At 37.8% G+C, this 20,585-nt stretch carries 23 protein-coding genes and 1 pseudogene; 15 read left to right on the top strand and 9 right to left on the bottom strand.

The window, feature by feature from the left end; translation table 11 throughout:
- The first annotated feature begins 2 nt into the window (after positions 1 to 2).
- From H8744_RS11240 to H8744_RS11215, 6 genes are all read left to right on the top strand, one after another.
- Positions 3 to 986: a hypothetical protein gene (locus tag H8744_RS11240; protein ID WP_262434913.1), complete on the top strand. Its 984-nt coding sequence runs from the start codon at positions 3 to 5 to the stop codon at positions 984 to 986.
- A gap of 88 nt (positions 987 to 1,074) precedes the next feature.
- The gene (locus tag H8744_RS11235) at positions 1,075 to 1,389 is read left to right on the top strand and encodes a hypothetical protein (RefSeq protein ID WP_262434912.1); all 315 of its coding nucleotides are present in this window, start codon (positions 1,075 to 1,077) and stop codon (positions 1,387 to 1,389) included.
- The gene (locus tag H8744_RS11230) at positions 1,370 to 1,690 is read left to right on the top strand and encodes a DUF1493 family protein (protein ID WP_262434911.1); all 321 of its coding nucleotides are present in this window, start codon (positions 1,370 to 1,372) and stop codon (positions 1,688 to 1,690) included. The genes H8744_RS11235 and H8744_RS11230 overlap by 20 nt, the downstream gene beginning before the upstream one ends.
- Before the next feature lie 135 nt (positions 1,691 to 1,825).
- Entirely contained in the window at positions 1,826 to 2,776 is a 951-nt protein-coding gene (locus H8744_RS11225) for a hypothetical protein (RefSeq protein ID WP_262434910.1), read from the top strand.
- Positions 2,773 to 3,153, top strand: a complete 381-nt coding sequence (locus H8744_RS11220; RefSeq protein ID WP_262434909.1) for a hypothetical protein — start codon at positions 2,773 to 2,775, stop codon at positions 3,151 to 3,153. The genes H8744_RS11225 and H8744_RS11220 overlap by 4 nt, the downstream gene beginning before the upstream one ends.
- A gap of 487 nt (positions 3,154 to 3,640) precedes the next feature.
- The gene (locus H8744_RS11215; protein ID WP_262434908.1) at positions 3,641 to 4,219 is read left to right on the top strand and encodes a site-specific integrase; all 579 of its coding nucleotides are present in this window, start codon (positions 3,641 to 3,643) and stop codon (positions 4,217 to 4,219) included.
- A gap of 119 nt (positions 4,220 to 4,338) precedes the next feature.
- On the opposite strand, the gene H8744_RS11210 is transcribed toward H8744_RS11215, so the two are convergent.
- The 3 genes and pseudogenes from H8744_RS11210 to H8744_RS11200 all read right to left on the bottom strand — a co-directional run bounded on the left by H8744_RS11210 (position 4,339) and on the right by H8744_RS11200 (position 6,093).
- The gene (locus H8744_RS11210; RefSeq protein ID WP_262434907.1) at positions 4,339 to 4,629 is read right to left on the bottom strand and encodes an STAS-like domain-containing protein; all 291 of its coding nucleotides are present in this window, start codon (positions 4,627 to 4,629) and stop codon (positions 4,339 to 4,341) included.
- A gap of 10 nt (positions 4,630 to 4,639) precedes the next feature.
- Positions 4,640 to 5,452, bottom strand: a complete 813-nt coding sequence (locus H8744_RS11205; protein ID WP_262434906.1) for a hypothetical protein — start codon at positions 5,450 to 5,452, stop codon at positions 4,640 to 4,642.
- Between the two features lie 195 nt (positions 5,453 to 5,647).
- Positions 5,648 to 6,093: pseudogene (locus H8744_RS11200) on the bottom strand (DUF6808 domain-containing protein).
- A 90-nt stretch (positions 6,094 to 6,183) separates the two neighbouring features.
- Here H8744_RS11200 and H8744_RS19045 point away from each other — a divergent pair.
- The 8 genes from H8744_RS19045 (at position 6,184) to H8744_RS11165 (ending at position 15,182) form a co-directional block, all read left to right on the top strand.
- The gene (locus H8744_RS19045) at positions 6,184 to 6,450 is read left to right on the top strand and encodes a putative peptidoglycan-binding domain-containing protein (RefSeq protein ID WP_369411016.1); all 267 of its coding nucleotides are present in this window, start codon (positions 6,184 to 6,186) and stop codon (positions 6,448 to 6,450) included.
- Positions 6,451 to 6,819: 369 nt separating this feature from the next.
- Complete coding sequence (locus H8744_RS11195; protein WP_262434904.1) at positions 6,820 to 6,969, top strand: hypothetical protein; 150 nt, start codon at positions 6,820 to 6,822, stop codon at positions 6,967 to 6,969.
- A 405-nt stretch (positions 6,970 to 7,374) separates the two neighbouring features.
- Complete coding sequence (gene pheS / locus H8744_RS11190) at positions 7,375 to 8,394, top strand: phenylalanine--tRNA ligase subunit alpha (RefSeq protein ID WP_262434903.1); 1,020 nt, start codon at positions 7,375 to 7,377, stop codon at positions 8,392 to 8,394.
- A gap of 98 nt (positions 8,395 to 8,492) precedes the next feature.
- Entirely contained in the window at positions 8,493 to 9,689 is a 1,197-nt protein-coding gene (locus H8744_RS11185) for an MFS transporter (protein ID WP_262434902.1), read from the top strand.
- Entirely contained in the window at positions 9,686 to 10,363 is a 678-nt protein-coding gene (gene nth, locus H8744_RS11180) for an endonuclease III (RefSeq protein ID WP_262434901.1), read from the top strand. The genes H8744_RS11185 and nth overlap by 4 nt, the downstream gene beginning before the upstream one ends.
- A gap of 191 nt (positions 10,364 to 10,554) precedes the next feature.
- Positions 10,555 to 11,814 (top strand): phosphoglycerate kinase, encoded by a 1,260-nt coding sequence (locus tag H8744_RS11175; RefSeq protein ID WP_369411070.1) that lies wholly within the window; start codon positions 10,555 to 10,557, stop codon positions 11,812 to 11,814.
- A 131-nt stretch (positions 11,815 to 11,945) separates the two neighbouring features.
- Positions 11,946 to 12,911: an ABC transporter substrate-binding protein gene (locus tag H8744_RS11170; RefSeq protein ID WP_262434899.1), complete on the top strand. Its 966-nt coding sequence runs from the start codon at positions 11,946 to 11,948 to the stop codon at positions 12,909 to 12,911.
- Positions 12,912 to 12,977: 66 nt separating this feature from the next.
- A complete protein-coding gene (locus tag H8744_RS11165) occupies positions 12,978 to 15,182 on the top strand; it encodes a tetratricopeptide repeat protein (RefSeq protein WP_262434898.1) in 2,205 nt (734 codons plus the stop codon).
- Between the two features lie 388 nt (positions 15,183 to 15,570).
- On the opposite strand, the gene H8744_RS11160 is transcribed toward H8744_RS11165, so the two are convergent.
- The 5 genes from H8744_RS11160 to H8744_RS11140 all read right to left on the bottom strand — a co-directional run bounded on the left by H8744_RS11160 (position 15,571) and on the right by H8744_RS11140 (position 18,478).
- Positions 15,571 to 16,152 (bottom strand): Maf-like protein, encoded by a 582-nt coding sequence (locus H8744_RS11160; protein ID WP_305067365.1) that lies wholly within the window; start codon positions 16,150 to 16,152, stop codon positions 15,571 to 15,573.
- Positions 16,153 to 16,205: 53 nt separating this feature from the next.
- On the bottom strand, positions 16,206 to 16,727 hold the full coding sequence (locus H8744_RS11155; protein ID WP_262434896.1) for a KdsC family phosphatase: 522 nt from the start codon (positions 16,725 to 16,727) through the stop codon (positions 16,206 to 16,208).
- An 85-nt stretch (positions 16,728 to 16,812) separates the two neighbouring features.
- Positions 16,813 to 17,607: a Rossmann-like and DUF2520 domain-containing protein gene (locus H8744_RS11150; protein WP_262434895.1), complete on the bottom strand. Its 795-nt coding sequence runs from the start codon at positions 17,605 to 17,607 to the stop codon at positions 16,813 to 16,815.
- Positions 17,604 to 17,939, bottom strand: a complete 336-nt coding sequence (locus tag H8744_RS11145; protein WP_262434894.1) for a hypothetical protein — start codon at positions 17,937 to 17,939, stop codon at positions 17,604 to 17,606. The genes H8744_RS11150 and H8744_RS11145 overlap by 4 nt, the downstream gene beginning before the upstream one ends.
- 2 nt (positions 17,940 to 17,941) lie before the next feature.
- A complete protein-coding gene (locus tag H8744_RS11140; protein WP_262434893.1) occupies positions 17,942 to 18,478 on the bottom strand; it encodes a nitroreductase family protein in 537 nt (178 codons plus the stop codon).
- Positions 18,479 to 18,581: 103 nt separating this feature from the next.
- Between H8744_RS11140 and H8744_RS11135 the strand changes: the two genes are divergently transcribed.
- A complete protein-coding gene (locus H8744_RS11135; protein WP_262434892.1) occupies positions 18,582 to 18,800 on the top strand; it encodes a hypothetical protein in 219 nt (72 codons plus the stop codon).
- 188 nt (positions 18,801 to 18,988) lie between these two features.
- Here the strand turns inward: H8744_RS11135 and H8744_RS11130 are convergent, their stop codons facing one another.
- Positions 18,989 to 20,467 (bottom strand): hypothetical protein, encoded by a 1,479-nt coding sequence (locus tag H8744_RS11130; protein ID WP_262434891.1) that lies wholly within the window; start codon positions 20,465 to 20,467, stop codon positions 18,989 to 18,991.
- Positions 20,468 to 20,585 lie beyond the last annotated feature (118 nt).

Here is a 20,585-nt window from a genome sequence, read left to right as displayed (position 1 = left end):
TAATGGGTAGAATCATTTTATTAGGAAGTGTCTTATTTTTGTTCAGCTGCAAGAATGGTAAACAGCCGGAAGGCTATAATTCTGTTAATATTATCGAATATATTAATATCTATGATAAAAACAACAGGATTCTAACTGCACAGGGTGCTGAATATGACTATCTCTATTTTGGAGACAATAAAGATAAAGGGATTTTGGTAGAGACAAATAATTTTACAAAGATATATAGTTATGATAATGATTCTTCCTGCTATACTGTAGAGGAGCCCTTGTTGGGATCATTGCTAAAAACAATGAGATATACTGAAAATAGCATAGAAGAACTTGTATTGGAAAATAATAAGGATACATTCAGCTATTCTTTTTCCCGCTATTATGATAAGAATAAACCTAAGTATAAAAAAAGTATTATAATATTAGAAGACGCCCCCTTTTCTGACTCAAGATATGAAGAATACTACTACTATGACAATAATGGAAATAATACGAAGAAAATCCGCCATGACTTGAACACCGGGGAAAGAGAAGAAACCTATAAGTTTAATGATACGGATTATAAAGAAGCTGTTAATCTTGTCCCTTCTTCCGATTACAAACAAAACATCGAGTGTTCATTGAAACAAACTGTTAATGATACCTTAATCACTCGGATTACCTTAAACGGTGTACTTGATAGAGTGATGAAGGAATACATTGATGGAAAAAAGAAAATTAAGGAAGAGTTTGACAATGATATGACTTTAGTCAATAAAGAAACAGAGTATGAAGAAAACGGACTGAAGGTAAACATCAATCATACTTTAAGAAGTACAGGCTACTCAACCGACAGTATCTATTATGAAGGAAACAAAAAAGTTAAGCACATTTATAATTCTGACTACAATGGCACCATAACACTTGAAATTTCAGAATATGATGAGCAAGGAAATATAATAAAGAAAACAAAAAAACTCCGATGGGAGTCAGATAATGAAATTACCCGTTGAATGCAAACTTATTTATACATAAATCAAGTTGTCAAGTGTATGAAAAACATGAGCATAATGCCAACCGGAAATATAAGCAAACCAGTTTTTGTATTTGTGTTATTCCTATTTGTCTGCGTGCAAATGGGTTGTACACATCGTCGTTCTGTCCCATTCAACCGGAAAGGTTGGGACGAATGTGTATTACGGTCGTGGAGTTGCCCGCAAGCGAACCGGAGACAAACGGGGAGCCTGTGAGGATTGGATGAAGTGCAGCGAATTGGGATGTGTACAAGCAAATGTATTGTTGCCCTTGTGCGAGGAGTATATTAAGGAAAGAACGGATTCCCTGCAAAGGCAAAACGATGAGGAACAACATATAAATGAATTATTGGAATATTTAAATGAAAGTACAAATAAATAGAGATTTGATTAGACTAATAGAAGAATACGCAGGAAGTCTGGATGCATTTTCTGATATAGAAAACATAAGTTTATATCATGACCTATCAATATATGGTGACAACGCAGATGAATTGCTATCAAAATATTCGTCTTTATTCAATGTTTCTATGAATGAATTTCATTTTAACGACTATTTTCCCGAAGAAGGAGATGAAATATCCGGTTTTATAAAAGGTTTATTTAAAGGAAAAGAAAAAAAGTATAAACCATTAACAATAGAAGGTTTACGGCAAGGAATTATCAATAAGAAACTCAACTAAGGTGTTTGGGTTCATACCCCATAAACCACTTCATCCAGAAAAGCGGGACTCAAAGACTGAAAGTAGAGCTTTACCCGGCTTATCAGCATGAGGACTTGGGCATAAACAGCGAATCAGAAATTAATTTATCATACAATGAAAACGATATATAGTCTTTTATATGGAATACTTGTACTCTTTAACGCCTGTGGGCAATCTAAGGTACAAGAAAAATTTGATACCATAACAACGTACAGCTATACAAACAGTTATGGTAAAGATGGACGCTTGGCCGAGGTTCTTATCAAACAACAATCACAATTTCTGGAGAATGGAGCATATATTTCGGGGCGGGCTGTTGAAATTACTCAAAGATATAACTACCCGGATAATGATACGTACATGATTACAGAGACTGATGATTTATCTCCCAATGAAATATCAACAATAATCAAAGGTAAAACTTTTGAAAAGTATTATACACTCAAAAATAATGATACCATTAAGTTTCATATGCGTACTTATACGGATGCAACACAATCGAAGCCACTGGTGGAAAGAGAAAACTATACACTTTCCGGATTCCCAATTACTGATGAAGAGGAAAACATAAATATAGAATCAAATTATTATTATGATGATAAAGGTGATTTAATCAAAATAATAAAGAGGGATTTTAATAGCGGTGAAGTTGTCGAAACATATGGGCTTAAAGAAATTATTGCAGATACGACAATTATTTATTACCGCATCAATACGGATACTTCATATGTTGTAAAACGATACATAGATAATGGCAAAACCATTGAGATTACATTCGATGAAAATCAGAAGCCGCAGAATAAAATCACCAATTATACGGCCAATGGCTTTGATATTAAAGTAAGAGAATCAGTAAAAAACGGAATTATTACAGTTGATAGCATCTATCAGATAAAAGGAAAAAAGGTTAGAAGTGTTTCCGTCTCGCCTGAAAATAAATCGGTCACTACATTAGAATATGACGGAAAAGGCAATATTACAAAGGAAATTTGCAAATCAAAGTCGGATATTACTATCTCAAATGAAGAGCTGAATGAGATGATTCAACGTTATAAGATGATATGAAACCAGAAACTGCATATAAGTTGGTAAAAGTATGGAGCCTTACGAATGCAACAATCATGACTTTACTTTTCGTAATTCAATGTGATTCTCTTTGGCATGCATTCTGTGTGATTTTTACTATACCGCTACTCGGTATTGGTACAATAGTGATGTATGAAAATCAATCTAATGATTACACCGCTCTGAAGGAAAATCTGACAGAAAAGAAGAAAAAGGAAATGCCCTATATCCGTTGGGATGAAGTAATCAAAGATGCACGTAAAGACTATTTATGGGGAGTAATCGGTAGTATAATCCTAAACATTATATATTCCGGGTTTATAATATTTATCCTATGGATGATAATATATGAAGGAAGACTTTTAAGAATAAGTTAATACCACAAACAAACCTCCGGTGGGGTTCTCGCTGGGGGCTTCTGACCTTTGCGCATATAAAAAGCAAAAAGAAAGCGATATCGGAGCGTTACATCCTAAAAAGTACCTGCTTGTCACGACAAAATGATATTGTGTGCCTCGCTGACCGGGGCAGATCCGCACCCATGCGGACAAATCCCGGTGACAGAATGACAAAACGAACAATGTTCCTAGCATGCCAACTTGTGAATGAGATGAATGATTTTCTTTTTTCGCAAGTTGATTTTATAAAATTGCCTCCGACAATTCGTACTTTCGGAAAAAGATATTATATTTGTAACTGAAAGAGTTATTTGACAGCATAGCAACGCAAAACGCTGAAATTCGCACGGTTGCTAACTCGTTACCTCTATTTCTCAAATAATTCGCTAAAAGTTTATCCTTCAATCGGTTAAGTCAAACCGATAAAAATCTAAAATACAAAGTTGATCCATTCGCTTATTATGAAATGCCACATTCAGAAGAAAGAGAGATAGATATAACCGTTGAAGAATTAAAGAAAATACGCGATTGCAATGTAAAAGAAAAATCTCTGTGTGTTGCACGTGACATATTTATGATTTCATACTATCTAGGAGGTATTAATCTTATTGATCTGATGAATGCAAACTTTAAAAATGCAAGTGTATTAGAGTATATTAGAACGAAAACTGCACATACAAAACGCGGAGATAAAAGAATAAGCATCACTATACCATTCGAAGCAAAAGAGATATTAAAAAAATGGGTAAATAAAAGTGGAAAACTTGAATTCGGATATAAATATTCATATGTAAATTTTAGGAATTATATCACAAAAGAAATACAGAGGCTCGCTTCACTTCAGGGAATAGACAAAAGAGTAGTCTATTATTCTGCGAGAAAATCATTTGTGCAACACGGCTTTGAAATAGGAATTCCACTTGAAATATTAGAATACTGCATTGGTCAATCAGTAAAAAAGAATAGACCTATTTTTAATTACGTGAAGTTCATGAGGAAACATGCGGACGAAGCAATAAGAAAAGTGCTTGATAATTTAAAATAATCACCACATAGCGTGTCCTAAAATGAACTGAACCCTAAGAATTTTTTGTTCAACCTTTAGGGTTCAGTTCAGCCGAGGTCGAGACGAAATCTTTGGAGGCACTCTTTTGAAAATATTTTTCAATCTATTAAAGACTTATAATCATTAAAATATTTTCTGATACGTTCAATTTGAGCCTTTTTTATATTCTGAAATCGCAATGCCTGCTTAGTTGTATCTAAACCAAATAAATCAATCAAACTACCAAAAGAAGTATTCATAAACATTGTCGGAAAAGAATCCACATCTTCCATATCTATGGATACAGTCTGATTACTGTTCATTGCATCTTTTATAATACTAAACAGCATTGTCCCTCCTTCTGGATAGTTTCTCCCGTTTAATACATCTTTTATTTTAACTGTTACCATAATTATAGTGTTATAAATAGACATCTCCTTCAATTTCTTCATCTTTTTCAAATGAATCAATTGAAATATCAAAGTAAATCAATGTTCCTCTAAAATCAAAATCTAAAGAAAAGGTTCTAATATTATTTTTATTTTCTTGGCAAAATAGCAAAGCATTGTTACTAACAATTCTCATCATTCCACCATTTTTAAGATTAGACAATACATTATCCAATCCAAAACCCATATTGTGTTTATTTGTTTTAGCGGAAACACCAACATCCAAAGATCTCCTTAATGCCAACTCGTCACTCTCAATCTCGGGTATAGCAGCCCTAAGAGTTGTTGGAATCCCCAAACCTAAATCACACGCTGCAAAATGTATTTTCTCCTCTCCTTCATCATAATTAATATACGAAAAAGCAATGCCATTAGATTTAGAATGGTCTGCAACATTTGCATATATCTCATCCAAAGAATTTTGGAAGCCAGAAATATCCAACCCTTTAAAGTATGTTCTTTGTAAATATTCAGTAATTACAATACTATACTCTTTAGCTCTATTATCTACAATCTTCCATAAATTCAAATTAGACTTATCATTTTCTTTAACATATGCGGTACTAGTATTGTTTATGTATTTATCCATTTTAACTTCACCAAAAATAAATTCGGTTAATTCAAAATCATCTGCATCAAAAGCAACAACATAACCATATCTTTCAATATATTCAATAAGACATGAAAGAAGGACTATATGGAAAGGAGTAAAATCACTTTTTTTTATTGCATTCTGAATATGTATATCAATAATCTGATTCTTCCCCGTCTTACATGGCTTCAAAATGCGGACTATAGAGTTCACACTCTTAATCCAATACCGTCTATCTTTTTTATCGAATATGATTCTCCGCATTATTAGTATTCACGTTGAATGTCAATTACATTACAATATACATTAATGGCTACAAAGATATATTATTCTAATTAGAATAAAAACACTTACTCTAACATTTTTCAACTCATACCCTTATAAAAATTACCACATAAACAAATTATAGCCCACACCAATACCAACATAAAGTCCATATGGATAACCATAACCAGCTTGAAAACCAAGCCCCCATCGTTTTTTTTAGGAATCACAATTTGCATCTTATTATATGTTTCTATAAAATCAAGGTTCGGATGAAAACCACTTATTACAGACAAGTATTGATCTGTTCTATATTCTTTTTGCTCAACAGGAAAGACAATAGGTACAGAATCTAATTCAGAAGAATCACCAATCAAAATGGGCAAATAAAATGTATCGGTTCGAATTACTGTAACTTTGTACGGCTTTGGCACAACATCTCTAATTGTATCAACAATGATAATTGTGTCCGAAACGACATTGACTTGTACTTGCTTGCATGGTCGAAACCATGCAGCAATACATGTAATCAACAATAATACAGTTAAAATCCACGGAAGTGCTTTCATCAACCTAGCCTCTTTACTTCTTTTTCGAACATTCCAATCATCTTACACATCGTAGCATAGTAATTAGGTGCAGTAGCATATTTTGCACCGATGTTATTCACTATTTTTTTCAGTATACTTGCAATTAATAAGGTGTACAGTGTGACAATTGCAACAGATGGTGCAATTGGAAACATTATCCTTACTTATACCAATAATAAAGCCAAATTGAATGAGTTGGTTAATGAATTCATTAATCAACGAAGGATATATTATCAGGATTTGGTAAAGAGGAAGTCGACTAATCAAAAATTTCTTAAAAGTTGGTTGAACAAGGTTGATATAGCAACAGAATTTGTTGAAAGAAACAGTAAATAAATCTTTAGAAATTATGTAGTTATCAGGAAATTTCGTACATTTTTGGTATTGAAAAAGTAGTTCTTTGAGTTCAATTTTTAATGCTAAATATTGTGTGCGAAATATGCGACCATATTTTAGTACCTTACTATTAGCTAATAGTTAAGTGCTTAATTTATAGTGGTATAATTTCACGGGGGCGAATCCCGTACGCTCTACAATAAAAAAGATGCTTTAGTCAAGGCATCTTTTTTTATTTCCCACTTTTCGCTATTACGTCCGATATCGTTCAACAAATTATTATAAATCAATAATTAGTAATTAAACAAAAGAACTTCTATAGTGTTCTATCAATTCAACAACTATAAAAATTATAAAATCAGACCTATTATGAAAATAATAATAGCAATAGTCATAGCAATCACTGTATTTGTACTTATCAAAGCCGCTATAAAAGCAAACAAATCAAATACAGATATAAATCCGGTTTCTCCACCACTTGAAGATGAAGATAATAATGATAAGAAAAATGATGCCTGAATACAGGCATCATTTTTTTATTTTTATCCTTCCCGGATTTATACAGACCAAAGTGATCCCGATCCGTTTTTATATTAATCCCGGATCAGAACAAAAAGAGAAAGGTTAACAAAAAAAAAGGCTATCTATCCCAGACAGCCAATCTTTGTTAACCTTAAATCTAATACTATGAAAAACACATTGCAAAGATACAGACTTTCACGACACCTGCAAATATATCGAATGCTTTCGCCTAAAATACAACATAGCTTAACATGTACGATGCATTCATTAACACATTAAACAAGTTAGGCACTTTTTAATACCTACATACTCACAAAAACAATACCTAATAAGAGAAGCAAATTATGATAAAAACCACTATCTTTGCAACGTTTTATCTGAATATAATAATAAACCAGAAATATGATAGCTAAGATTAACCAACTCCTTGAAGAAGTTGAAGCACTGAAAGCTGCCAGTGCAGACGAGCTTGAAGCTCTACGCATCAAATATCTCAGTAAAAAAGGAGCCATTAATGAACTTATGGCAGATTTTCGCAATGTAGCGGCAGACCAAAAAAAGGAAGTCGGCATGAGATTGAACGAATTGAAAACAAAAGCACAAGAGAAAATCAACACGCTGAAAGAGCAATTCGACAATCAAGATAACGGTGCATGTGAACTCGACCTCACCCGTTCTGCATATCCTGTAGAATTGGGTACACGTCATCCACTTTCTATCGTTAAGAATGAAATCATAGATATCTTTGCCCGCTTGGGATTCAGTATTGCCGAAGGACCTGAAATAGAAGATGACTGGCACGTGTTTTCCGCACTTAACTTTGCCGAAGATCACCCGGCACGTGATATGCAGGACACGTTCTTCATCGAATCACATCCGGATATTTTGTTGCGTACGCATACTTCCTCTGTGCAAAGTCGTGTAATGGAAGTTTCTCAACCTCCTATCCGCATCATCTGTCCGGGACGTGTTTACCGTAATGAAGCCATCAGCTATCGTGCCCACTGCTTCTTCCACCAAGTCGAAGCTTTGTATGTGGATCAAAATGTATCATTCACTGACTTGAAACAAGTACTGTTGCTCTTTGCCAAAGAAATGTTCGGTGCTGATACAAAAATTCGTTTGCGCCCGTCTTATTTCCCATTTACTGAGCCAAGCGCAGAAATGGACATCAGCTGCAATATCTGCGGTGGAAAAGGCTGTCCGTTTTGTAAACATACCGGTTGGGTAGAAATTCTAGGATGTGGCATGGTCGACCTGAACGTACTCGATGCTAACGGAATAGATAGCAAAATATACAGTGGTTATGCTCTTGGAATGGGTATCGAGCGAATCACTAACTTGAAATATCAAGTGAAAGATTTACGCATGTTCTCGGAAAACGATACACGGTTCTTAAAAGAATTCGAGGCAGCCTACTAAAAGAGTTGGAAATGGAAAGTTGGAAATAGAGAATTACCATGCAGTAATTCTTCATTTTCAACTTTCAGCTTTCAACCTTCAATTTTCAACTAAATAAAATGAAAGACAGACTTGCCACACCCAGTTACTGCTTCATATTAGCGGCCAATTTTCTGCTGTATTTCGGTTTCTGGCTATTGATTCCGGTATTGCCTTTCTATCTGTCGGAAGTTTTTCGTGCCGGGAACTCCACTATCGGAATTATATTATCCTGTTATACTATCGCAGCACTATGCATCCGCCCATTCTCCGGTTATCTGCTCGATTCTTTTGCACGAAAACCACTTTATCTGCTTTCTTATTTCATATTTACCAGTATTTTCGCAGGTTATATCGTAGCCGGAAGCCTCACCTTATTTATAATATTCCGTATTATCCACGGGGTCTCTTTTGGGATGGTAACGGTAGGAGGAAATACTGTCGTGATCGACATCATGCCTTCATCAAGGCGCGGGGAGGGATTGGGGTATTACGGACTGACAAATAATACAGCTATGTCCATCGGTCCGATGACCGGGCTTTTTATGCACGATGCAGAGATGTCATTTACAATGATATTTAGCTGTTCGCTTATATCCTGCATACTCGGTTTTTTGTCTGCAAGCCTAGTGAGAACATCCTATAAACCTCCTGTCAAACGAGAACCGATATCATTGGATCGTTTCATTTTATTAAAAGGAATACCAGCGGGAATCAGCCTTTTACTGCTCTCTATTCCTTATGGAATGACTACCAACTATGTAGCCATGTATTCACGCCAAATTGGAATTAATGCGCAAACAGGATTCTTCTTCACTTTTATGGCAGTCGGAATGGCTATTTCACGAATCTTTTCCGGTAAATTGGTTGACAAAGGAAAAATAACACAGGTTATCTCTGCCGGATTGTATATTGTTGTTTTCACTTTTTTCTTGTTAGCAGCCTGCGTATATATTGTTCAATGGGATATCACAGTATGCACCGTATTGTTTTTCGTAATAGCCCTATCACTCGGAATAGGATTTGGAATCATGTTTCCGGCCTACAATACGCTGTTCGTAAACCTCGCTCCTAACAGCCAGCGCGGAACTGCGACTTCAACCTACCTGACTTCTTGGGACGTAGGAATCGGCATCGGTATGCTGACCGGAGGATTCATTGCCGAGATCAGCACTTTCGACATGGCCTACCTGTTCGGTGCCTGTCTAACGGTAGTTTCTATCTTTTATTTTAACCTAAGAGTTGCTCCTCACTATCATAAAAACAAATTACGATGAGAAAGAAAGAACGTTTTGAGAAAATAATTGCTTGGTTTCAAGAAAATGTACCTATTGCCGAAACGGAACTCCATTACAACAACCCATTCGAATTACTGATAGCTGTTATCCTTTCCGCGCAATGTACAGACAAGCGAGTGAATATTATTACCCCACCGCTTTACAGGGACTTCCCTACTCCGGAAGCTTTGGCAGCCAGTACACCGGAAGTGGTATTCGAATACATTCGCAGTGTGTCCTATCCCAATAACAAAGCAAAACACTTGGTAGGCATGGCTCAAATGTTGGTAAAAGATTTCAATAGTGAAGTGCCCGGAACATTGGAAGAACTGATAAAGCTGCCGGGAGTCGGACGGAAAACTGCTAATGTAATCCAGTCCGTTGTATTCAACAAGGCTGCCATGGCGGTAGACACACATGTATTCCGCGTCAGTCACCGTTTGGGATTAGTGGACGATAAATGCACTACTCCGTTCAGTGTAGAAAAAGAATTAACGAAAAACATTCCCGAAGAACTGATTCCCATAGCTCATCATTGGCTGATACTTCATGGCCGATATGTTTGCCAGTCACGTACTCCCAAATGTGATACTTGCGGTTTGCAAATGTTGTGCAAATATTACTGTGATAAGTATAAAGTAACAAAAGACAAAGCAAAGAGAAAGAATAAATAACGATTTCGTAGCAAAAAAAAGAAATAAATAGTAACTTTGCGGCAATCAAAAAAGTAAGAACCTGTTATCATATTGTTCATCATTCTTTTGAGAGTCCTTTTTCTAAAGGAAGACAGAAGAAAGCGGACTAAATTCTTCGAAAGTAAAATTTAAACAGGACATAAGGATTAACATTTTTAAATAAATAGAGTATTATGACAATTGACAAATTCAACTTTGCTGGTAAAAAGGCATTCGTTCGCGTTGATTTCAACGTGCCCTTGGACGAAAACTTCAACATTACTGATGACACTCGTATTCGCGCAGCTCTTCCTACTCTGAAAAAGATTCTGGCAGACGGTGGTAGTGTGATTATCGGTTCTCACCTGGGACGTCCGAAAGGTGTTGCCGATAAATTCTCTCTGAAACATATCGTTAAACATGTATCCGAACTGCTCGGTGTAGAAGTTCAGTTTGCCAACGATTGCATGGGTGAAGAAGCTGCTGTAAAAGCTGCCGCTCTGCAACCGGGCGAAGTATTGTTACTTGAAAACCTCCGTTTTTATGCTGAAGAAGAAGGCAAACCGAGAGGACTCGCAGAAGACGCAACAGATGAAGAAAAAGCTGCTGCCAAGAAAGCTGTGAAAGAAAGTCAGAAAGAATTTACTAAAAAATTGGCCTCATACGCTGATTGCTATGTAAATGATGCATTCGGTACAGCTCACCGCGCACACGCTTCTACAGCTTTAATTGCAAAATATTTCGACAAAGATAACAAAATGTTCGGTTATCTGATGGAAAAGGAAGTAAAGGCTGTAGACAAAATATTGAACGATATCAAACGTCCTTTCACCGCTATCATGGGTGGATCTAAAGTCTCTTCCAAAATTGAAATCATCGAGAACCTGCTGAACAAGGTTGATAACTTGATTATCACAGGCGGAATGACTTATACATTTACAAAGGCTCAGGGTGGTCACATCGGTTTGTCTATAGTAGAAGATGATAAGCTTGATCTGGCTCTCGAACTGATGAAAAAAGCAAAAGAGAAAGGTGTAAACCTGGTACTGGCTGTAGATGCTAAGATCGCTGACTCTTTCTCTAATGATGCCAATACTAAATTCTGTGCTGTTAACGAAATTCCTGATGGCTGGGAAGGTTTGGATATAGGTCCGAAATCAGAAGAAATCTTCGCCAACGTTATCAAGAATTCCAAAACAATCTTATGGAATGGCCCGACAGGTGTATTCGAATTCGAAAACTTCACTCACGGTTCACGTTCAGTAGGTGAAGCTATCGTTGAAGCGACTAAAAACGGTGCTTTCTCACTTGTAGGAGGTGGTGACTCTGTGGCTTGTGTCAACAAGTTCGGATTGGCAGACGGTGTATCATATGTTTCTACCGGAGGCGGTGCATTACTTGAAGCAATCGAAGGAAAAGTTCTTCCGGGCATTGCCGCCATTGAAGAATAATAAAGAAATAGCTATGACACTGAAGAGGTCGTGTCAAAAACCTCACAAATACAATTTCACCCTCGCTACAATTATGTAACGAGGGTGATTTCTTAAAAAACTTTTGACTCTTCTTCATTTATATAGGTTATATGAAAAACCTGTTACCAATATTCGGCCTATTAACCGTTCTCTTGTCTGCTTGCAGCAATGGCAAAGAGAAGCCTGATTCTTCAATTTCAAACGAAGATTTACAATCTATTACTTTAGGTATTATGCCCACTCTGGAGAGTTTCCCATTTTATGTAGCCAAGAAAAAAGGTATTTATGATTCATTGGGAGTAAACATTGATTTTATCTGCTTTAATTCTGCTAACGACCGAAATGCAGCATTTGTTACAGAACAAATAGATGGAATGATTATTGATTATCCAAGTGCAGTACAATTGCAAGTCCACCATCCATTGGCTCTGATAATGAAAAATGATGGATATTTCTGCTTCATCACCGGAAAAGGAAGCGCACTCAACCAACTAAATCAATTGGAAGAAAAGAACATAGCCGTCTCTCGTGGAACCATCATAGAATACGCAACCGATGTAGTCTGCCACAAAGCGGGAATCTCTTCTTATAGAAACAATCGGCCCGAAATCAGCCAGATTCCCCTCCGGTTAAGCATGTTGCAATATGGACAAATAGATGCCACCTTCCTTCCTGATCCTTACGCCACAATAGCGATGAAAGACGGCAATAGGTCACTGATCAGTACGTGCGAACTAGATATTTATATGACCGGGACTGCTTTCTCAGATAAAGCGATCCGCGAAAAAAGAAGAGAAATCACATTGCTCATTAAGGGATATAACCTGGGAGTTAGCTATATACAGTCACATCCTCAAAGTAAATTGAACAGTCTATTGACCGAAGCTACCGGAATACCCGAAACATTAGCAGGATTGATCATCCTCCCCTCTTACACAATGGCCACACGCCCTGATAGTTCTAATATAAGTAAAGCACAAGAATGGCTGAAAGAAAAAGGTTATCTGCCGCATTACCGGCAAAATACGAATCTTGTCGATACTACTTTCATCACATCGACCAATAACAAATCCTAAAAGAAAGATTTATGGCATCATTTTTGTTATACTATTAATTAAAAACAGTACTAATACATTGGAGTTATGAATGAAAAAGCAATTAATAACCAATATATATCCATACTCAAATTAATCGGACAAAAACGATTGAAAGAGGCATTGGCACAACTGGAATCTTTCCTTTGGCAATGCCAGGACTGGGAACTACGAAACCGCTTGGAACAGCTAAAAACTTCTTATAGCTACATGTTGCAGTACATGAAGCAAGGAATACACGATCCCGAACGAAAAAAATTATACTCAAAACTACTGACAGATACCTTGGAAATAGCCGATCAGGTACGTATATTATTACTTGATGAGGTTTCACCAAGATACTACCACGAAATACGTAAAAGGCGCACACAAGAGCTAACTCCTTACACAACGGAAGCATTAATGCATGTACTGGAATCTTTCAACGACGATTTGGCAGTAAGCGGCCTATTGTCCGATCAAAATCTGGACGATGTGTTGAAACGCCACGAAGATGCACAAAAATATATGTTCCTGCAAACCTGGTCGAACTGCGACTGGAACGTAGAAGATGAGAAGCAAGCCCAAGATATGCTGCAATCAGAATTGCTCCCGGTAAATGATCTCTGCCTTTTCACAAGTTCAGTGACTTTAAGCCTCATGGAGTGTTTTGATTTACGCAAACTAATGTGGTTACTTGATGCATATCAACAAAGCAACGTATTGGTAAGTCAACGGGCACTTGTAGGAGTTATATTTACATTTCATATCTATAGTGACCGGCTCGGATTATATCCGGAATTAAGTAACCGGTTGGAACTTCTCAACGAAGAGACTTCTTTCGATGAAGACCTCATGCGTGTATACCGACAGATATTGCTAAGCCAGGAGACCGAGAAAATAGATCGGAAGATGCGAGAAGAAATAATCCCGGAAATGCTGAAGAACGTGACTTCAATGCGAAACATGAAATTCGGATTTGAAGAATCGGATGAAGAAAAAGATGACCGGAACCCGGATTGGGGTAATATTTTCGAGAATTCTCCATTAAGCGATAAGCTTCGAGAAATGAACGAATTGCAACTGGAAGGGGCAGATGTATATATGAGTACATTCTCCCAGTTAAAACGCTTTCCTTTCTTTCAAGAACCACACAACTGGTTCTACCCATTCGACAAACAACAATCGAATGTCATCAAACAAGTAAGGAAAGAGGGCAGTCAGAAAAATTCACTCATGGATCTCATTTTACAATCGGGCTTCTTCTGCAACAGTGACAAGTATTCACTATTTTTCACCATGTTGCAGTTTCCACAATCTCAGCGAGACATAATCTTCAGCCAGTTGACAGAACAACAAGCAGAAGAATTTGCCGAACAATCAAAAGCTGAGACTCTTAAAAAATTCTCCGAACGCCCAGCTACGGTAAGCAACCAATATTTGCACGACCTTTACCGGTTCTTCAAATTATATAACCGTAAAAATGAATTCAGAGATATCTACAAAGAGAAAATTGAACTGTACAAAATACCTGTTCTGAAAAATATTCTGAACGAAGAACATAAACTTGCTCAAATAGCAGACTATCACTTGAAAAAAGAACATTGGGCGGAAGCCACTGATCTATACAAAGAGATAGAACAGATGAATGGTTTATTCAGTGCGCAAGCAGAGTTTTATCAGAAAATGGGATATGCTTTCCAAAAACAGAGGAAACCGGACGAAGCGATCAATGCTTATCTGAAGGCAGACACCATAAAACCTGATAATGTATGGACTAACCGGCATTTGGCAACCTGTTACCGTTTATCAAGAAACTTCAATAAGGCTCTTGAATATTATAGGAAAGCCGAACAAGCGATGCCGGAAAATCACAGCATTGTCTTCCATATCGGAAGCTGCCTGGCAGAACTGCAACAATATGACGAAGCCTTGAATTATTTTTTCAAACTCGATTTTATGGAAAGCAATTGCGTAAAAGCATGGAGAGGAATCGGTTGGTGTTCGTTTGTCAGCGGTAAACTTGAACAAGCATCAAACTATTATAATAAAGTTATCGAAACGAAGCCTCTACCGGTCGATTATCTGAATGCCGGACATGTAGCTTGGGTATCCGGAAACATTGAAAAGGCTGCAGATTTCTATTCCCGGTCGAAAGACATGAGTGGAGATAAAGAACTCTTCTTAGAAATGTTCAACAAAGACATGAATTACCTGCTTAAAATGGGGATAACAGAAGATGAAATTCCGTTGATGCTGGATTTACTATATTAGAACTTAAACCGCTGATAAAGCGTACCCAACTATAGCTTCTTATTCAGAATAAAAGATGCCTCGTAGCAGAACAAGATTGTAAAGTTATATTCCATCTTTTTATGTGGCGTACAGTTCACCAAATTGTTGTCCCGTATATTCATTCAACAAAAACCGTAGAAGCAAACATCTGATTTTCAGACTATTCAAATAGTATTTCCACCTCGGTGATGAACGACCCCTTCATCGGTGATGAACCACCTCTTCATCGGTGACCAACGGGTCCTTCATCGGTGACCTGCAAAGTGTTCCCCGTAGCCAGGAAATATCTCGAACCGGGGACTCATGCAGATGTCACACATTTTCATAATACAGTTCCTAAATCCTTCCTATTTCCAGATAAGACCTTTTATAATTGTTTCAATTCCTTATACAACCGTTGTATAGGCAATCCCATCACATTAAAATAACTCCCCGAGATCGCTTCTACGCCAATAAAACCGATCCATTCCTGTACGCCATAAGCACCGGCTTTATCCATCGGAGCATATTTTCCCACATAATAGTCTATCTCTTCATCCGTAAGAGCAGCAAATGTCACATCGGTCGTTGCAGTGAAAGATTTTTGCCAATCTTTAGTAGTCAGGCATACACCAGTAATGACTTGATGAGAAGCACCGGAAAGTTTCCGTAACATTCGTACAGCATCTTCCTTGTCTTTAGGTTTCCCAAGAACTTCACCGTCCAACCATACTATGGTATCGGCCGTAATTAATAGTTCATCAGGCTGAATAAGTTTTTTATAAGCATCTGCCTTTTCACGGGAAATATAAGCCGGTATCTCCTCTCCCCGCAATGTGCCCGGATAAGACTCATCCACGTCCGGCAAAGTCTTCACCACATAATCTATCCCCAAACCGGACATCAGCTCTTTCCGACGGGGAGAATTAGAAGCCAGTACAACATTAAATTTCTTCAAGTTATCAAGCATATTATAGATATTCAAGTTTAAAATTACACTTTATAAAACCCCTGATATGACGATCACCATCCGAAAGCTTCATCGGACATCCATTTGCCATGTACTTTAAGTACCTGTTCGATCACATCACGACCACACCCATGTCCTCCGGCCGCATGAGAAATATACTTTGCTACAGATCTCACTTCTGGAGCCGCATCTTTCGGACAACTGGGCAAACCACATTCACGCATCACTTCAATATCGGGAATATCATCCCCCATATACATGATCTCTTCATCTTTAAACCCATATTGATCACGAAACTTCCGATAATCATGGATTTTCACAGCCGAACCCATATATAAATCTGTCACACCTAAAGCAGAAAAACGCACCCGAACCGCTTCCGTACGTCCACCGGTAATAATGGCTATTCGCAAACCTTGCTTGACTGCCAACTGAATGGCGTATCCATCTTTGATGTTAACCGTGCGCATCGGTTCACCTGAAGGATGCAACGGCACCATATCGGCACTTAGCACTCCATCTACATCAAAAGCAATTGCTTTTATCTTTTTAAGATCGTAATTAATGGTACTCATCTGGTATATTGAATATAATAAATAAAAAAGAAAAGCATAAAATATAAGAAAAGCCTACAGATACATCTATTTCAAGACGTTTAAACTAATTCGTCCGGTTATGGATACTGCGACTTATCAATTCGTAGAGTTTTTGCATCTCCGGATCATCGGCAAGCATACTAAGATGATTGTCGATCACATTCGCATCATATCGTATCGCCGGACCGGTCTGGGCATCCTTAGGTTCTAGTTGATGAACCTTACGGGCAGTCTCATCTATCAAAGGCAACATGACATCGAATGGAAGATCATACTTCTTTAAAAGTTCGGCAGCAAGCGCATACATATGATTGGTAAAGTTACAAGTAAAGACCGCTGCCAAATGCAAACTTTTTCGTTGTTCGGAATCAGCCTCATACACCCGTTCGGACAATGTGGCGGCCACAGCCTTCAACAATTCTGCATCCTCGGAAGTCGATGCCTCAATGAAAAAAGGTATTTCACTGAAATCGACTTCACGTTGTTTACTGAATGTCTGCATGGGATAAAAAACACCATAATGCTCGGTTCGTCCTTCCCATATATTCATTGGTATCGAACCGGCAGTATGCACAAACAATGCTTCTTTACGTTTATTTGCCACAATGGATGGAAGTAATTCTTCAAAAGCCGAATCTTTCAATGAAACGATGTAAAGGCGGCTAAACGAGTTCAATTCTTCCAAATGCGTTGTGAATTCAGCCTCCACCTCTTCTGCCAATGTACGAGCCGATTCCTCCGTACGACTATACACTTGCACAATACGAAATCCTTTGCGGTATAAAGCCTTGGCTAAATTAGTAGCCAAGTTACCGGCACCAATAAACACAATAGGTGTATCTTCTATACTTCTTTTCATCTCGTTGAAATCAAATATAATATTCCTCCAATAATCAACAACGCCAATGGTAACAAGTAGGCAGACATCGATCCCAACAATGCAACAATAAGCCCGATATTCATTACCAACCAAAGCCCGATCAACACTAATCCAACAGATTTGTCATGTTTGAGGAATAAAAAAATAATAGCTGTATACAGTAGGAAATTGTCCTTGTTCATCACCCAGGGCAGCCCGATAGCAGAAAAGTGTATCACCTTATCCAACAAATAAAGTATGCCCAACACAATCAACGTAACGGCCGTAGCCTTGTATGTATCCCGGTTATTATTTGCTTTGGCAGCACTCACTATTACTTCCCTCCGTATTTATTAATATGAATTTTCTCCCATTGCAAATGTCCTTCATCGAAAGGTTTGCGTTCCATTCCTTTATGCCCGATAGCGATAATAGAAAGTACTTGCAGTTGTAAAGGGATATCCAGCACTTCACGTACATATTCGTCCGACGGCATCCCGGAAGCTGTAAAACGTTCACGAATTTGCACCCAGCAACTTCCCAATCCCAAATCTTCAGCTTGTAATTGAATCATGATAGATGCAATGGAAGCATCTTCTATCCACACATCGCTTGCTAATGGATCGGCTGTAACAACCACTGCCAACGCTGCATCGGCAATAAATGCAGAAGCCTGTTCTTTACAATTAGCAAGTTGTTTCAAAATTTCCTTATCATCCACAGCAATAAATTGCCAACTGTTACTCCGTTTCGACGTAGGAGCCATCAAAGCCGCTTTAAGCAAGGCTACCACCTGCTCCTGACTAAGTTCCTCTCCGGTAAACTTCCGCATACTGCGTCGGTTCTTTATCAATTCACTGAAATTTTCCATTCTATTTGCCTTCTTTTTTTTAAGATGAGTGCAAAGATAGGGAAATACTCCGTAAAAACAGAGAATAAAAATGTATCTTTGCAACGATCAATGAACTATCAGTATGAAAAATCGAATTAAGCAAGACGATTACATTAAAGCGAATCGTAAAGCCAGCCGGGAGGCTGAAATCGAGAACTACGGTCACCCGATCTGTTATAAACGGGTACACCAGTCAAAGAAAGTATACAACCGTAAAAAAATAAAGGCAGGCGATAAAGTCCTGCCTTTTTCTATTTCAAAATACACTTATTTCTCATACCATATAATAGTTTCCAAATAAAAAATCTCCCGGTAAGTTCCATCCATTAAAACCAACCGGGAGATATCCTGATTCAAAGCTTAGAAAATCGATTAAGCCCTAATAACCTGCCATACTCTTCTCTATATCTTTCTAATGATAACAGAAAAGCAAAATCATTTCCAATCGGTAGTTTCATCCCCCGTTCATTGAAGAAAGGGACCGGCTTCTCAATATAAACATCTTAATCTTTCACTTTTAGAGACTCCATCTGCCAGAGTTTTGATATCTGCTTTCCCGGGCATTTTCTCAGTAGCAAGCTTCACATATATCCTAAATTGAGCCGTCCTGCCATTAGGCAGTTCCAAGGCATAGCTTAACGCTCGCTTAATAGAATGCCTCATCTTTACAAGCGAGTCACATACGAATTCTCCCGATCCAAGTGGCACGGCATCCTGTGGTAGGAACGGCACATCTCCATAGTGGTAAGTAGGAATCCCATGCATGGCGACTTTCAGATGTGCGAGAGTTATGTTTTTAACCCTATCTGTTACAATCACCTCGCAACGGTCGTCATATTCACTCTCATACCCTGCAAAGTAAGACTTTATCATATCATACACCTCGGCTTGAAGTACATCATCAATAGTACAGGTATCATCGATACGGTCGTATCTGGCATCGTACAACCGTACATATCCATCCTTGCGCAGTTCAAACACACTACCGCTAAAACCAGCCTCACGATTACTATAAACAATATGTTCATACTCAGGTTTTAGAATGAGTTTATAGCGGTCTCGCAAACCACACAATTCACCACTTTTGTCCTCGATGTAAAAAATTCCACTATATGGCATAGCCGAATAAAATCCTCTTCGCGCGTAATCGATGCAAGCATACTGGTTGTAACCGATACAGAGCGAAGGCAGAAAAACGCCCAAATATGCAATGTAAGCCACAGTCAAAACATTATGCTTCATTGCAGCAAACAATCGGTAACACAAATACGTCACCAATAAAAAGCTGGTAACAAGCATAGTGAGCCTGATGATGCCGGCATATGACTGGGCAACAAAGAACAGAACCATTCCTATTGCTATTATCCATAACTTTTCCGCCCGAATGTGATAATAATTGCATATAAACCGATAGCTTAGCACCGGAGCAATTATACACATCAGCAGACTCAACCTCATTTCCATAGCTAAGCCGACATAAAGAGATAAAACGGACATGAGCAACAAAACCGAGTACGCCTTTGCCTTACGATCTTTCCACAAAATGCACCCAAACATATCTCCCCAAGTGAGCTCTGTCCTTATCAACTTTTTCCTGATAAGTTGTACGAAGTATACAACGAACGGCAATATAAAAAGCCACAGGAATACGACACCTAAGATTATAGTAGACGTAAAATCATCATACTGAATATCCATAATGTAGAATGGATAAGTCGACAATTCATGCAAGCCCAACCAATGCACCGTCTCTTCAAACAACAGAAATATCGTAACAGCTCCGACCATCGGTAGCCATGCGCGCCTTTCCTTGTGCATTAACGCAAAAGTGAAACTCAAACGCCACACAATAAGTATTATGCACATCACCGCATAAAAATTATCCCAAAACAGCCATTTACTGCCAAGAATAGCCAATGCCCATACAAAGCAAACAGCCAAATCCATCCACAAAATTTTGTTCTTCATAATCCTAATCGTTTATCTTTTTTCAGAATATCAAGCCATTAAAACATGTTGCGTTAAATTCTACATTGATTCACCAACCATTCCCCAAATCTGAACAATAAATTGCTCAACACGTCTG

It is taken from the genome of Jilunia laotingensis (assembly GCF_014385165.1).
GTDB classification, from domain to species: domain Bacteria; phylum Bacteroidota; class Bacteroidia; order Bacteroidales; family Bacteroidaceae; genus Bacteroides; species Bacteroides laotingensis.
Note: the sequence above shows the minus strand (reverse complement) of the source record. Positions and strands in the feature narration are given on the sequence as shown.